Below are 13,322 nucleotides of genomic sequence, written 5' to 3' on the forward strand. Positions count from 1 at the left end.
GGGTATCCCCGGGCGCCGGTTCAGTACCGCGGATGCACCAGCGTCGACGTCGGCAGCCCCCGCACCCGCAGTTCCTCCGCCGCCCGCACGTCCTCCAGCAGCCGTGCCTCGGTCAGCGTGCGCAGTCGCGGGCCGTGCGGGGACAGGCCCGGCGACGGCGGCTGCGGGCCCTTCGTCGCGAGGATGAAGCCCCAGTCGTGCGGGGCGTCCGCGCGGCCGGCGGAGCGGTCGGGTCCGTCCGCGAAACCGGGGGCGCGGCCCGCCACGCAGTACGACGTCGTCCGCAGGCCCGCCGCGCGCAGGGTCGCCTCCACCGTCCAGAAGACCCGGGGCCGGGAGGCGACCGGGCCCGCGTGCACCACCAGGCGTCCGTCGTCGCTGAGGACACGGCGGGCCAGACCGTAGAACTCCTGGGCGTACAGCTTGGTGCTCGCCGTGATGCCCGGGTCGGGGAGGTCGGAGACGACCACGTCGTAGCGGACGTCCGGCGGGCGGCGCAGCTGGCGGAAGGCGTCCGCCGTGGTGACCCGGACCCGAGGATCGTCGTACACCCCGCCGTTGAGGCTGGTCAGGGCCGGGTCCTCGCGGGCGAGCCGGACCACCTCGGCGTCGAGCTCGACGACGTCCACCCGCGCCACGCGGGGATGCCGCAGCACCTCCCGCGCGGCCAGGCCGTCGCCGCCCCCGAGGATGAGGACGCGGGCGTGCGGGCCGTTCATCGCGGGGTGGACCAGGGCCTCGTGGTAGCGGTGTTCGTCCCGGCCGCTGACCCGGAGCCGGCCGTCCAGGAAGAGGTCGGCCGAGCGGCCGTCGGTGCCGCCGGTGAGGACGATCTCCTGTACGTCGGTCTGCAGCGCGACGCGTACGTCGGCGCCGTACACCGCGCGCCGGGCGGCCCGTTCGAAGTCGTCGACGTGGAGCGCGGCCGCCGCGAGGAGGCCGAGGACGGTGAGGTTGGCGGCGAGCAGCAGCCAGCGTCCGCGCCGGGTCAGGTCGCCGCGGAACAGGCCGAGCACGAGGGCGCCGCCCGCCAGCGCGTTGACCGCGCCGGTGATCAGCGCGCCGGTCAGCTGGCCGAGCAGGGGCAGGAGGAGGAAGGGGAAGGCGAGGCCGCCGACGAGCGCGCCGACGTAGTCCGCGGCGAACAGGTCGGCCACCGCGCCGCCCGCGTCCTGGCGCCGGATGCGCTGGATCAGTTCCATCAGCAAGGGCACTTCGGCACCGATCAGCAGGCCGATGGCGAGCGAGAAGGTCACGAGCAGCACCCGGGGCCCCTGTCCCCACAACCCGCCCCAGCCGCCGGTCCAGGCGAACGCGGCGTACAGGGCGAGCGCGCTGCAACCGCCGACGAGGGCGAGGAGCGTCTCGATCACACCGAAGCCGGCGGCGGCGTGCCAGCGCAGGCGTTTGGCGACGAGCGAGCCGAGCCCCATCGCGAAGACCATGACGGACAGCACGACCGAGGCCTGGGTGACCGAGTCACCGATCAAGTACGACGCGAGGGCGACCAGTTCGAGTTCGTACACGAGTCCGCAGGCGGCACAGACGAAGACGCACGCGAGGACCAGGAACCGTCCCGTCCCCGGCCCCACGGGCAGCCGCGCCCGGCCGCCCCAGGGTGGCGGGGTGCCGGGCGGGGCGGGCGCGTGCGGTTCGATCACGCTGCGACGTTACGTCACGGCGGCATCACGCTTCGTCACCCACACGTGTGGAACTGCCCCCCGAAACCCGCGAGTAGCTCACACGCCCGCCGGGATCCGCACTCCCACCCGGGTGCGGGTCGCCACCAACTGGCCGTCCTGCGGGTAGGCGTGCCAGGTCCGCCAGTGCATCTGGCCCTGGTGCCGCTGCGCGAGCAGGGCGGTGAAGGCGTACGGGCTGCCGGGGAAGACCCCGGCCAGGCCGTTGGGGTGATCGGCCACGAGCGCCAGCAACTCCTGCGCGCGGCCCGCGAACTGACCCGGCGCCAGGAGCTCGACGCGGGCGGCGAACTCGTACTCCCAGTTGTCGATCCGCTTGGCGACGCCGAGCGGGAGGGGGGTGCTGCTGCCCGCGATGCATGCCACCGTCTCCGAACAACTGCCCCGCTCCTCCTCCAGGAGTACCTGATGGGACGCGCCGAGCAGTCTCAACTGGAGCTTCGTCCCCGACAGTTCGAGGTCGAGCGTGGCCAGTGCGGGGAGCGGCTCGCGTCCCAGGGCCCAGGCGAGGTCGGCCGCGCGCGTGTCGGTGTAGGCGGTGTTCAGGGTCGTGAGCATGGATCGGCTCCGCTAGCACGCAAAGTAAGGAGGGAGGGAGGGAGTGTGCGTCCGGCGCACCCCGGTCGGCACCTGGCGAACGGTCCGGTCAGCCCAGTCGGCGAGTCGAGGGGATGGCCGCGGGACGTCCGAGGGGATGCGTTGGCGATTTAGAGGGAATCATGAACGGTGCTGCCCCCACAGCGCTTTTACCCAACTTCGGAGGGTTTCCATCCATCAGAGGGCTCCACAGCTCAACTGTTCAACCACGGCGCGCGCCGTGTCGGCTGGGGCGTGCGCCGGAGCGGACGACGAAGCAGTGGGGCCCGCTCCGACGAGCGGACCCCACTGCCCTTGATGCGGTTCCCCCTGCTGGAGCTCAGCTGCCCCGTGTCAGCTGCCTCCCCCGCATCCGCCTCCGCCTCCACCACCGCCGCAGGACGACGACGAGCCGCCACCGCAGGAATGCCCCGAGGAGCCGCACGACGCGCCGGTGTCGCCACCGCCGACCCACCAGCTGCCGCTGCTGTCGTGGCTGTCGCGACGGCCGTAGGAGCGCCGGTTCCCCCGCGCCATCTGCCGGCGCCCCGCGCCCACGATCGCCAGCGTGACCAGACCCGCGAACAGAATTACCAGGATGATGCCGAGAGCCATGGGCATGACGTCACCCTCCTTCCGTTTCTCCGCAGCTCCCCCGAAGCGGCCCCCCGTGGGCGCCTCGCCAGCTGCGTGACCGGGAATTGCCCCGCCCTCTCACGGCCCAAAGCAGAGTTGAGGAACTCCAGAGCTTCGGCGCAGGATGGCCGGCATGACTTCTGGCGTGCGTCCCCTCCTCAACCGCAGTCTCGCCGAGTTCGGAACGACGATCTTCGCGGAGATGTCGGCGCTGGCCCTGCGGACCGGATCGATCAATCTGGGCCAGGGTTTCCCGGACACGGACGGACCCGAGGCGGTGCGGGAGGCGGCGGTGCGGGCGCTGCGCGACGGCCGCGGCAACCAGTACCCGCCGGGCCCGGGCGTGCCCGAGCTGCGGAGCGCGGTCGCCGCGCACCAGCGGCGGCACTACGGGCTGACGTACGACCCGGACACCGAGGTGCTGGTGACGGCCGGCGCGACGGAGGCCATCGCGGCGGCGATGCTCGCGCTGCTGGAGCCGGGCGACGAGGTGGTGGCCCTGGAGCCGTACTACGACTCCTACGCGGCCTGCATCGCCATGGCGGGCGCCCGCCGCGTCCCGGTCACCCTGCGCCCGTCGGAGGGCCGCTTCCGGCTCGACCTGGACGAGCTGCGCGCCGCCGTCACCGACCGCACCCGGCTGCTGCTGATCAACACCCCGCACAACCCGACCGGCACGGTCCTCACCCGCGAGGAGCTGGCGGCGGTGGCGGAGCTGGCCGTGGAGCGGGATCTGCTGGTCGTCACGGACGAGGTCTACGAGCACCTGGTCTTCGACGACGCCGAGCACGTCCCGCCGGCGACCTTCCCCGGCATGCGGGAGCGCACGGTCACCATCGGCTCGGCCGGAAAGACGTTCTCCTTCACCGGCTGGAAGGTCGGCTGGGTGACCGGCGCCCCCGATCTCCTAGCCGCCGTCCGCTCGGCCAAGCAGTACCTGACGTACGTCGCCTCTGGGCCCTTCCAGTACGCCGTCGCCGAGGCCCTCGCGCTGCCGGACAGCTACTTCGAGGGACTCCGCGCGGACATGCTCGCCAAGCGCGACCTGCTCGCGGACGGCCTGGAGCGGGCGGGCTTCACGGTCTTCCGACCGGCCGGCACGTACTTCATCACCACCGACATCCGCCCCCTCGGCGAGAGCGACGGCTTCGCCTTCTGCCGTTCACTGCCGGAGCGCTGCGGGGTGGTCGCGATCCCCAACGCGGTCTTCTACGACCACCGCGAGCAGGGCGCACCCTTTGTCCGCTTCGCGTTCTGCAAGCGGACAGGTGTGCTGGAGGAGGCGGCCTCCCGACTCAAGACGCTGGCCGCCTGACGACAACAGACGTACCAGCATCTGTACCGGCCACACGGCCTGGTTGCCACGAGCCGGAAAGCGGGCAGTAGCCCTCCTCGGCCAGCCAGGCGCGGGCCCTGCCGCGCTGTCGCTCATCGCGGAACCGGTGGTAGCGGCGCCAGACGTGCTCGTCACCGGCGAGGACGTCCTTGAAGCGCCGGAAGGCGCCCCGCCCGCCGATGGCGATCCGCAGCCGGTCGGCAAGGGCTGCGTCCTCGACCTCTTCGACGAACAGCTCCATGTCCCGGTAACCGGCCCGGGACCCGAGAGCCGGAACGTACAGCCATCGCTCGGGATCGTCGTCCTCCTCGGCCTCGGGCCCAGGCCCCCGCTCATCGGTGAACGCAGGCCGGCACTCCCCGGTGGACAGATCGACCCGGCCACCGGACTCGGCCGGGTCGCCCTCCAGCAGCATGGCGAGCATCTCCAGATCGACCGCGAGCGGGCGCAGGAGGGGGATCGCCGCGTCTCCCTCGGCCGCGCGCAACCGATCCGCCAGCTCCTCATCGCCCTGGGAGACGCGCTCCTGGAGCGCGCCGAGAAACAAGGCCGCCATCTCCGCAGCCCCCGGCAGGCCCTGCGCCGCGGCCCCGGCCACACCATCGCCGGCCAGCTGCAGCACCTCACGCACGGGTCCACGACGCAACGCCGCAAGCAGCGCCACTCCGTCCTGCGTGTGGAGCGCGCCACGCAGGGCCCGCAGCCCGTCCTCGCCCCATCCCTCAACCACGACCCCGACGGTAACGCGCCACCGAAGACGTACGACACCGGGACCTACCGGTTTCCCTCCGCCCGGCTCCGTGCCGGTGCCGGCGCACCCGGCGCCTGGGCGCCAGGCGGTGCTGCCCGGTCAGCGGCGCCGCTTGCGGTTGTTCTTGCCCGAGGAGCGCCGAGCCTTCCGGGCGCGGGCGCCGTGGGTACCCAGTGCCCTGGCCGCCAGCTGCCTGAGCTCGTCGAGTCCGGCCCGGTCCGGGTGCGCGGAGTCCAACGCGGCGGCAATCGCGTCCCTGACCTCGGGGCCCTGGGCGCGCAGCGTCTCCTCGGCGCCGTCCCCGCCGCCCGCCAACTCCACGAGCTGAAGGAGGCTCTCGGCGAGCACCAGCAGATGCTCGGCATTGGTCATGTCCTCGGGGGACAGCAACTCACGGTGCGCCAGCGCGTTCAGCGCCAGCGGCGCCAGCTGTGTGTCTCGCCGCAGCGTGCGCAGCAGCCGCTCGCCCTCACCGTCCGGCAACGCCGCCAGCAGCACGTCGAGCATCGCCTGCGCACGCGTGCGGAAGGTCATGGTCCTTACGGCGTCGGTCAGTTGCCGCAGGGCACCTTCCCGCCCGCCGCGGGCCGTGATCCAGCCGGCCAGCTCCGTGCGGGCGGCGTCCGGGTCGTAGTCCTCGGCCAGCACCCCCAGCAGGCCGGCCGCCGGTGCCTGGGCCAGTTCACCGACCAGCGGTGCGTCCCTGCCGGCCGCCAGCAACCGCTGTCGTACGGCCCGGGTACCGAGCTCGGTGAGACGGATGAGCTCGACCGGCCCGGCGGTCAGCTCCTCTCGCCGGGCATCGGCACGCTCCCGCGCCGCCAGGTCGGTTGCCGCCCCCGCGACGCCCAGTAGCTCCGCGAGCTCCGGCGGCAGGTCCGCGAGCAGTTCGGGACCGGCATCGGAGAGGTCGATGTCGAGGAACACCGGGTCGGCCATCCCACGGTCCCGCTCGATCGCGCCCAGGTCGTCCAGCAGGTCGGGTACCGTGCGCAGGTCCCGGTCGGCGTGCTCGAACCACGTGCGGTGCTGAAGGTCCAACCCGGCGTCGAACTGGAAGGAGGTGCGATAGGCCAGGTGTACCGTGTCTCGCAGCCGCGGCCAGGGCATCGGGTACGGCAGGCTGTAGAGCGTGTTCAGCACATCCTCCAGGACGTCCTCGTAGACGTCGAAGAGCATCGACTCGACGTGCCAGCCGCTGCGTGCCCCGATCAGGGCCTGCCGCAGCTCGAAGCACGCGTCGAAGGCGCGCAGCCACAGCTGGAGCGGGTCGGCCAGCACCGGCCGGGCCTTGGCCACCGCGTACAACCGCCCCTTGACCACCCGGACCAGGCGCGCCTTCTTCGCCCACTCCACCAGCAGTCCCAGCCGCGGCAGGTCGGCTGAGGAGCGCACACCCTCAATCCTGTCGCCGGTACCGAGTACGTCCACCAGTTCGCGGGCCTCCGCCATCCGCAGTCGTCCCGTCGCAGTCGTCGGACGGCCGCCCCGGCCCGCCCATTCGGCGAGTCCGCGCAGCTGCGCCAGCGTCGTCGACGCCTCGGCCCGTCGGCGCAGTTCGTCGTCCGGGGGAAGCATCACGGGCAGTTGCGGCTCGGCCCGGGCCGTGCCGGACAGCGCACGGCCGGTCTGCCGCCGTTCCATGATCGCGGCGAGAGCCTGCTGATCATAGGCGACGTCCCCGCGCCGCGCCCGGTCCGCGAAGCGCTGAAACTCCGCTTCGTCCTGGACGTCCACGCCCTGCTCCGCGGCCGTCATCGCCCAGAACTTCGCCAGTCCCCAGCGGGTGCGGTCCGTCATCGCCGCCGGATGCCGGTCCGCGACCCTGTCGACCGCACCAAGGGAATCCTGGAGTGAGGGGCCGCGCGGGTCGGCCAACTGCGCGGCGTGCAGAAAGCGCAGCAGCGTGCCCAGTGTGCCCGGGGCGTCGGCGCGTTCCTCCCCGGGAAGCTCGGTGACCTGCTGGGGAAGCCAGGAGAGGAGGAGCTCCTCCACATGGCGCGACTCCCACAACCCCAGTCGGCCGTCGGCAGTCGCCCGGTGCCGGTAGTCCAGTGCCGTCTCAGCCGTGAACCCGTCCACCGGCAGCCCCTGCTCCCCGGCCCACCGGACCAGGCGGTCCACCAGCAGCCCGCACGCCGCCTCGAACTCCTCCTCGGCCTCGGGTTCGAACCGCATCCGCATGAAACTCGTCCAACCTGTCAGCAGCAGTCCTTGCCGTTCCACGCTATCGCCGAACCAGGGCCGGCAACTCGGCCGAGGACGAGCGGGCCCGCTACCTCAGGGCTGCGTGTGGTGGTCGCCCGCAGCGAACGCGGCTTCGAACCTCCCTGCGGCGAAACGGACTTCGTCGCACGCGCTCGCGGCATGGAACGGCACGGGGCCTGGCGTGGCTTGGCTGGCGGGGAGTCCCTCGTCAGCGGGCGTCCGCCTCGGGCTCCGGGAGCGGGAGTTCGTCAAGGTCGAGGGTGAAGGTGCGGCCGTCGGCCAGGGGGAGGGGGAGCTTGCCTGTGCCGTACTTGTGGGTGTGCGCCGCGATGTAACCGGTGGCGGTCGGCTGGGTGTGGAGGACGACTTCCTGGGCGTAGGGGTCCACGACCAGGTAGATCGGGATGCCGTAGCGGCCGTACTTCGTGGTGCAGTCGTCGTAGTTCGGCGGCGCCGGAGCTGGTCACGGCGGTGCGCTCGGCGAAGCAGCACCTGACGTATGTCTCGGCGGGCCCGTTCCAGTACGCGGTCGCCGAGACGCTCGCTCTGCCGGAGTCGTACTTCACCGGTTTCCGCGACGACATGCGGGCCAAGCGGGACCTGCTGGCGGCGGGGCTTCGGGAGGCGGGTCTCTCGGTCTTCGACACGGCGGGCACGTACTTCATCACCGCCGACATCCGCCCGCTCGGCGAGAGCGACGGCATCGCGTTCTGCCGGGCCCTGCCGGAACGCGCGGGAGTGGTCGCCATCCCGACCGCGGTCTTCTACGACCACCGGGAGGCGGGCGCCCCCTTCGTCCGGTTCGCCTTCTGCAAGCAGAAGGCCGTGCTGGAGGAGGCCGCCTCCCGCCTCAAGACACTCAGCGCATAGGGCCTGGACCGCGTGGTCATATCCGGAGTGCTCAGGTGTCGTAGACGGTGGAGCGATGCCCGACGTGGACGACCCACACCACCAGCTCGCCGTTGTCGATTGTGTAGATCACGCGGTAGTCGCCTACCCGTAGGCGGCGCCGGTCGGGCTGGGAGACAAGGGCCGTGGTGTTGAACCCCATCGGGTCGCTCTCCAGCTCAGTCAGCTTGGCCAGAATGCGGAGGGCCATGTCCCGGGGGATCTTGCGGAGTTCGGCCTGAGCCTCGGCCCGGAAGACGGTGCGGTACTCACTCACTGCGCGCCAGCGTCTCCCTCATGATGTCCTCGATCGGGATGCCGGGTGCCGGGTTGGTCATGCGCTCGTCGATGATCCGGTTGATCTCGCGCTCTTCCCACTCCTGGTATTTGCGCAGCACCTCGATGGAAACCACGGCGGCGACCTGCTTGCCGCGCCGGGTGATGACGGTGGGCACATCGTCCCGGTCGGCCCGCTCCACGACCTCGGCCAGGTGTGCCCGGACATCGCGGATGGACTCTATGGGCATCGGCTGTGTCATGCGCCCAAGGGTACCGGGTGTCTTATGTGTACACAACGGCTCACTGCCGCTCGGCGGTGCAGCCCTGTGAGCCCGCATGCGAATGGGTGCGTGAACGAGGAGTCACCTGGGTGACCGGCGCGCCCGGCCTGGTGACGGCCGTACGCTCGGCGAAGCAGTACCTGACCTACGTCGCCTCCGGCCCGTTCCAGTACGCCGTCGCCGAGGCGCTCGCGCTGCCCGACTCGTACTTCTCGGACTTCCGGGCCGACATGCTGGCCAAGCGGAACCTGCTGGCGGCGGGCCTGGAGGAGGCGGGTTTCCGGGTCTTCCGCCCATCGGGCACGTACTTCGTCACCACCGACATCCGCCCCCTCGGCGAGACCGACGGCGTCACCTTCTGCCGGAACCTGCCGGAGCGCGCCGGGGTCGTCGCCATTCCCAGCGCGGTCTTCTACGACCACCGCGAGGAGGGCGCGCCCTTCGTCCGGTTCGCGTTCTGCAAGCGCACCGAGGTCCTCCAGGACGCGGCGCAGCGGCTGAAGCGCCTGGCGGGCTGACGGGGGCGCCCCGGCACGGCAAAAGCCCGCCCCCGGCACGCGACCTCGCTGGTCGGTGCCTCGGGCGGGCTCTCGTGCGGCTGCGGGGCCTGACTACTCCTCGTCGCCCTCGGGCTTCTCGGCGTCGTTGATCTCCTGCTCCAGACCGAGCTGCTCGACGAGCCACTTGTCGAACTCGATGGCGGCCCGCACCCAGCTGACGGTGGAGGAGACGAAGTGCTCCAGGCTGACGCCGGTGCCGATCAGCATCTGCGCCTCACCGATCAGGCGGACCGTGCCGTCGTCGTGGGTGTGCGTGTAGAGCTTGGGCCACAGGGTCCGCCGGTTCCAGTCGTCGATGGACTCCAGCAGCTGCGGCTTCTCGTCGATCTTGTGGGGGCGGTCGTAGAACGTCCGCACCGAGAAGACCTGCTGGTCACCCTCGCCGCGGAACATGAAGTACGTACGGAACTGCTCCCACGGCGCGACGAGGTCACCCTCCTCGTCCACGAGGTGCTTGAGCTCCATCTGGTCGAGGAGCTGCTTCACGAGGTCCTGATCCGGGACGACGGGGCCCGCCGGTCCTTGCGGCTGCGGCTCGGGCTGGCCCCCGAAGTTCGGAATCGAGGACGGGTCGATGGTCACCGTGAATTTCCCTTCGTACGGATTCCGCCATCCTCCCCCATGCAGGGAGGGGGGTGGCAAGCCCCGACCGGGCCTGTCAGCCTTCAGCTGACAGGATCTGGCCGGTAGGCGCGGCGGACGGGTGAAAGGGCGGTTTCATGGCGACCTCACAGACCACGGCGACAGCGACCACGGCGACACGGACCACAGCGACGGCGGGCCGCACCCGATGGTGGGTGGTCGCCGCCATCCTGGGCCTGCCCGCCCTCGCCGTGGGCGGATTCCTCACCCTGGTCGCGATCTGGGTCATGACGGCCTGAGCGGGCGCCCGCGCACGGGCGCCCGGACCGTTCAGAGCGTCTTGCCGGTGGCCGGCCCCACGATCAGGCCGTCGCCGAAGGTGTCCACCCGGACCGTGTCACCGTCCTTGATCTCGCCCGCGAGGATCTCCTTGGCGAGACGGTCACCGATGGCCGTCTGGACCAGCCGGCGCAGGGGGCGGGCGCCGTAGGCCGGATCGTTGCCCTCGTCGGCGAGCCACTCCAGGGCCTCGTCGCTGATCTCCAGGGTCAGCCGGCGCTCCGCCAGGCGCTTGGCCAGCCGGTCGATCTGGAGCCGGGCGATCCGGCTCAGCTCGGCCTTCGTCAGCGCGGAGAAGACCACCAGGTCGTCGAGCCGGTTCAGGAACTCCGGCTTGAAGGCGGTCCGGACCACCTCCAGGACCTGCTCCTTCTTCTCCTGCTCGCTGGTGAGCGGGTCCACGAGGAACTGGCTGCCCAGGTTGGACGTCAGCACCAGGATCGTGTTGCGGAAGTCGACCGTACGGCCCTGCCCGTCCGTCAGCCTGCCGTCGTCCAGCACCTGGAGCAGGACGTCGAAGACCTCCGGGTGCGCCTTCTCCACCTCGTCCAGCAGCACCACGGAGTACGGCCGCCGGCGCACCGCCTCGGTCAGCTGGCCGCCCTCCTCGTAGCCGACGTAGCCGGGAGGCGCGCCCACCAGCCGGGCCACGCTGTGCTTCTCGCCGTACTCCGACATGTCGATGCGGACCATCGCCCGCTCGTCGTCGAAGAGGAAGTCCGCCAGCGCCTTCGCCAGCTCCGTCTTGCCCACGCCCGTCGGGCCGAGGAAGAGGAAGGAACCCGTCGGGCGGTCCGGGTCGGCGATGCCCGCGCGGGTGCGCCGTACCGCGTCCGAGACCGCCTGCACGGCCTCCGCCTGGCCGATCAGCCGGCGGCCCAGCTCCTCCTCCATGCGCAGCAGCTTCTGCGTCTCGCCCTCCATCAGGCGCCCGGCCGGGATGCCGGTCCAGGCGGCCACGGTGTCGGCGATGTCGTCGGCGCCGACCTCCTCCTTGACCATGGTGTCCCGGGCAGCCTCCTCCTCGGCCTCGGAGGCTTCCTCCAAGTCCCGCTCCACGCCCGGGATCTCCCCGTACAACAGCTTGGAGGCGGTGTCGAAGTCGCCGTCGCGCTGGGCCCGTTCGGCCTGGCCGCGCAGTTCGTCGAGCTTCTCCTTCAGCTCGCCGACCCGGTTCAGGGACTGCTTCTCCTTCTCCCAGCGGGCGGTCAGGCCCCGCAGCTCCTCCTCCTTGTCGGCGAGGTCGCGGCGCAGCCGCTCCAGGCGCTCCCGGGAGGCCGGGTCGGTCTCCTTGCTCAGCGCCAGCTCCTCCATCCGCAACCGGTCGACGGCACGCTGGAGTTCGTCGATCTCGACCGGCGAGGAGTCGATCTCCATGCGGAGCCGGGAGGCGGCCTCGTCGACCAGGTCGATGGCCTTGTCCGGGAGGAAGCGGGAGGTGATGTAGCGGTCGGAGAGGGTGGCCGCCGCGACCAGCGCGCTGTCCGCGATCTGCACCTTGTGGTGGGCCTCGTAACGGCCCTTCAGACCGCGCAGGATCGCGATCGTGTCCTCGACGGTCGGCTCGGCCACCAGCACCTGCTGGAAGCGCCGCTCCAGCGCCGGGTCCTTCTCGATCCGCTCGCGGTACTCGTCCAGGGTCGTGGCGCCGACCATGCGCAGCTCGCCGCGCGCGAGCATCGGCTTGAGCATGTTGCCCGCGTCCATGGCCGAATCCCCGCCGGCCCCGGCGCCCACGACGGTGTGGAGCTCGTCGATGAAGGTGATGATCTGCCCCTCGGAGTCCTTGATCTCCGCGAGCACGGTCTTCAGCCGCTCCTCGAACTCACCCCGGTACTTGGCCCCGGCGACCATCGCGCCGAGGTCGAGCGCGACGAGCCGCTTGTTCTTCAGCGATTCGGGCACGTCCCCCTTCACGATCCGCTGGGCGAGCCCCTCGACGACGGCGGTCTTGCCGACGCCGGGCTCGCCGATCAGTACGGGGTTGTTCTTCGTACGGCGGGACAGCACCTGCACGACCCGGCGGATCTCCTGGTCCCGGCCGATGACCGGATCCAGCTTGCCCTCCCGTGCGGCGGCGGTGAAGTCGGTGCCGAACTTCTCCAGCGCCTTGTACTGCCCCTCCGGGTCGGCTGTGGTCACCCGGCGTCCTCCCCTTGCGCTCTGGAACGCCTCCAGCAGCTTCTTCGCGGTGGCGCCCTGCTGGGAGAGTACGTCCCCGGCCGGGCCGCCCTTCGCGGCGATCCCGATGAGGAGGTGCTCGGTGGAGAGGTACTCGTCGCCGAGCTCCTGGGCCTTCGCCTGCGCCTCGGCGATGGTCGAGAGGAGTTCCCGATTGGGTTGCGGCGGCGCCACGGTGGACCCGGTGACGCTGGGCAGCGCGGCGAGCGCCTTCTCGGCACCGGCGCGGACGGCCGCCTGGTCGGCCTCGGCGGCGGCCAGCAGATCGGTGATGTTCTCGTTGTCCTGCCCCTGGAGCAGAGCCAGCAGCAGGTGAGCGGGCGTGAGGTCGGGGTGTCCTTCGGTCACGGCCCGGTTGCTGGCCGCGTTGATGGCGTCCCGGCTCCTGTTGGTCAGCTCTGCGTCCACGTATCCGTTCTCCTCCTGATCAGAGCACTCATCCACGCTGACTCAGCCAACGTACACAAAGTTGAGTCTATTCCACTCAAGTACGGTCCGGGAGCCCTGTCCTGGCGGAAGGGCCTAGGGTTCCGCGCATGAGCTACTCCGTGGACCCGGGTGCCCCCGACGACTCGTTTCTCAGCTTCTGGCGGGAACGGCACCTGTGCACCCTGACCACCCCGCGCCCGGACGGCAGCCCGCACGTGGTGCCGGTGGGCGTGACCTACGACCCGGAGGCCGGGCTGGCGCGGGTGATCGCGAACAAGGCGAGCACGAAGGTCGCCAACGTGCGGGCCGCCGGGGAGGCCGGCGCGCGGGTCGCGGTCTGCCAGGTGGCCGGGCGGCGGTGGGCGACGCTGGAGGGCAGGGCGTACGTACGCACCGACCCGGACCGGATCGCGGAGGCGGAACGGCGGTACGCCGAGCGCTACGAGCGCCGGCCCTCGCCGAATCCGGCGCGCGTGGTGATCGAGATCGAGCTGGAGCGGGCCATGGGGCGCGGCTGACGCCAGGGGACTGGCGGTTTTCAGCCAGGCGCCGAATCGACGGATAGGCCGAAATATC

Annotated in this window: 13 protein-coding genes and 2 pseudogenes; 5 read left to right on the top strand and 10 right to left on the bottom strand. The window is 71.4% G+C overall.

Going from position 1 to position 13,322, the window contains the following annotated elements; genetic code table 11:
- Nucleotides 1–20 precede the first annotated feature (20 nt).
- The 3 genes from ACWDRW_RS31885 to ACWDRW_RS31895 all read right to left on the bottom strand — a co-directional run bounded on the left by ACWDRW_RS31885 (nt 21) and on the right by ACWDRW_RS31895 (nt 2,897).
- Nucleotides 21–1,661 carry a polyamine aminopropyltransferase gene (locus ACWDRW_RS31885; protein WP_451729215.1) on the bottom strand — a complete coding sequence of 547 codons (1,641 nt, stop codon included), beginning with the start codon at nt 1,659–1,661 and terminating at the stop codon, nt 21–23.
- Between the two features lie 78 nt (nt 1,662–1,739).
- Nucleotides 1,740–2,258, bottom strand: a complete 519-nt coding sequence (locus ACWDRW_RS31890) for a DUF2617 family protein (protein ID WP_451729218.1) — start codon at nt 2,256–2,258, stop codon at nt 1,740–1,742.
- Nucleotides 2,259–2,630: 372 nt separating this feature from the next.
- Entirely contained in the window at nt 2,631–2,897 is a 267-nt protein-coding gene (locus ACWDRW_RS31895; protein WP_451729221.1) for a hypothetical protein, read from the bottom strand.
- 139 nt (nt 2,898–3,036) lie between these two features.
- On the opposite strand from ACWDRW_RS31895, the gene ACWDRW_RS31900 reads away from it, so the two are divergent.
- Nucleotides 3,037–4,227 (top strand): pyridoxal phosphate-dependent aminotransferase, encoded by a 1,191-nt coding sequence (locus tag ACWDRW_RS31900; protein WP_451729223.1) that lies wholly within the window; start codon nt 3,037–3,039, stop codon nt 4,225–4,227.
- On the opposite strand, the gene ACWDRW_RS31905 is transcribed toward ACWDRW_RS31900, so the two are convergent.
- From ACWDRW_RS31905 to ACWDRW_RS31915, 3 genes are all read right to left on the bottom strand, one after another.
- Complete coding sequence (locus ACWDRW_RS31905) at nt 4,208–4,978, bottom strand: UPF0158 family protein (protein WP_451729226.1); 771 nt, start codon at nt 4,976–4,978, stop codon at nt 4,208–4,210. The genes ACWDRW_RS31900 and ACWDRW_RS31905 overlap by 20 nt on opposite strands.
- A gap of 120 nt (nt 4,979–5,098) precedes the next feature.
- Nucleotides 5,099–7,177 (bottom strand): hypothetical protein, encoded by a 2,079-nt coding sequence (locus ACWDRW_RS31910; protein ID WP_451729229.1) that lies wholly within the window; start codon nt 7,175–7,177, stop codon nt 5,099–5,101.
- Between the two features lie 238 nt (nt 7,178–7,415).
- A complete protein-coding gene (locus ACWDRW_RS31915; protein WP_451729232.1) occupies nt 7,416–7,595 on the bottom strand; it encodes a hypothetical protein in 180 nt (59 codons plus the stop codon).
- 56 nt (nt 7,596–7,651) lie between these two features.
- Here ACWDRW_RS31915 and ACWDRW_RS31920 point away from each other — a divergent pair.
- Nucleotides 7,652–8,077, top strand: a pseudogene (locus ACWDRW_RS31920) (aminotransferase class I/II-fold pyridoxal phosphate-dependent enzyme); the annotation flags it as partial.
- A 31-nt stretch (nt 8,078–8,108) separates the two neighbouring features.
- On the opposite strand, the gene ACWDRW_RS31925 reads toward ACWDRW_RS31920, so the two are convergent.
- Together ACWDRW_RS31925 and ACWDRW_RS31930 are read right to left on the bottom strand one after the other, a co-directional pair.
- A complete protein-coding gene (locus ACWDRW_RS31925; protein ID WP_451729234.1) occupies nt 8,109–8,372 on the bottom strand; it encodes a type II toxin-antitoxin system RelE family toxin in 264 nt (87 codons plus the stop codon).
- Nucleotides 8,365–8,634 (bottom strand): type II toxin-antitoxin system Phd/YefM family antitoxin, encoded by a 270-nt coding sequence (locus tag ACWDRW_RS31930; protein ID WP_005483715.1) that lies wholly within the window; start codon nt 8,632–8,634, stop codon nt 8,365–8,367. Before ACWDRW_RS31930 ends, ACWDRW_RS31925 begins: the two co-directional genes overlap by 8 nt.
- A gap of 101 nt (nt 8,635–8,735) precedes the next feature.
- Here ACWDRW_RS31930 and ACWDRW_RS31935 point away from each other — a divergent pair.
- Nucleotides 8,736–9,173: pseudogene (locus ACWDRW_RS31935) on the top strand (aminotransferase class I/II-fold pyridoxal phosphate-dependent enzyme); the annotation flags it as partial.
- Nucleotides 9,174–9,266: 93 nt separating this feature from the next.
- Here the strand turns inward: ACWDRW_RS31935 and ACWDRW_RS31940 are convergent.
- Entirely contained in the window at nt 9,267–9,797 is a 531-nt protein-coding gene (locus ACWDRW_RS31940) for a YbjN domain-containing protein (protein ID WP_451729237.1), read from the bottom strand.
- Between the two features lie 137 nt (nt 9,798–9,934).
- Here ACWDRW_RS31940 and ACWDRW_RS31945 point away from each other — a divergent pair, with 137 nt between their 5' ends.
- The gene (locus ACWDRW_RS31945; protein WP_451729239.1) at nt 9,935–10,096 is read left to right on the top strand and encodes a hypothetical protein; all 162 of its coding nucleotides are present in this window, start codon (nt 9,935–9,937) and stop codon (nt 10,094–10,096) included.
- A 31-nt stretch (nt 10,097–10,127) separates the two neighbouring features.
- On the opposite strand, the gene clpB is transcribed toward ACWDRW_RS31945, so the two are convergent.
- Nucleotides 10,128–12,725 carry an ATP-dependent chaperone ClpB gene (gene clpB / locus ACWDRW_RS31950; protein WP_451729241.1) on the bottom strand — a complete coding sequence of 866 codons (2,598 nt, stop codon included), beginning with the start codon at nt 12,723–12,725 and terminating at the stop codon, nt 10,128–10,130.
- Between the two features lie 128 nt (nt 12,726–12,853).
- Between clpB and ACWDRW_RS31955 the strand changes: the two genes are divergently transcribed.
- Nucleotides 12,854–13,264 carry a pyridoxamine 5'-phosphate oxidase family protein gene (locus ACWDRW_RS31955; RefSeq protein WP_451729244.1) on the top strand — a complete coding sequence of 137 codons (411 nt, stop codon included), beginning with the start codon at nt 12,854–12,856 and terminating at the stop codon, nt 13,262–13,264.
- Nucleotides 13,265–13,322 lie beyond the last annotated feature (58 nt).

The organism is Streptomyces sp. NPDC003635, from assembly GCF_053587635.1.

Bases quoted from the DNA above. Each gene is read 5' to 3' on its own strand.
- ACWDRW_RS31910 (WP_451729229.1), bottom strand. From the start codon at position 7,177: ATGCGGTTCGAACCCGAGGCCGAGGAGGAGTTCGAGGCGGCGTGCGGG.
- ACWDRW_RS31900 (WP_451729223.1), top strand. From the start codon at position 3,037: ATGGCCGGCATGACTTCTGGCGTGCGTCCCCTCCTCAACCGCAGTCTC.
- ACWDRW_RS31955 (WP_451729244.1), top strand. From the start codon at position 12,854: ATGAGCTACTCCGTGGACCCGGGTGCCCCCGACGACTCGTTTCTCAGC.
- ACWDRW_RS31895 (WP_451729221.1), bottom strand. From the start codon at position 2,897: ATGCCCATGGCTCTCGGCATCATCCTGGTAATTCTGTTCGCGGGTCTG.
- ACWDRW_RS31945 (WP_451729239.1), top strand. From the start codon at position 9,935: ATGGCGACCTCACAGACCACGGCGACAGCGACCACGGCGACACGGACC.
- ACWDRW_RS31890 (WP_451729218.1), bottom strand. From the start codon at position 2,258: ATGCTCACGACCCTGAACACCGCCTACACCGACACGCGCGCGGCCGAC.
- ACWDRW_RS31930 (WP_005483715.1), bottom strand. From the start codon at position 8,634: ATGACACAGCCGATGCCCATAGAGTCCATCCGCGATGTCCGGGCACAC.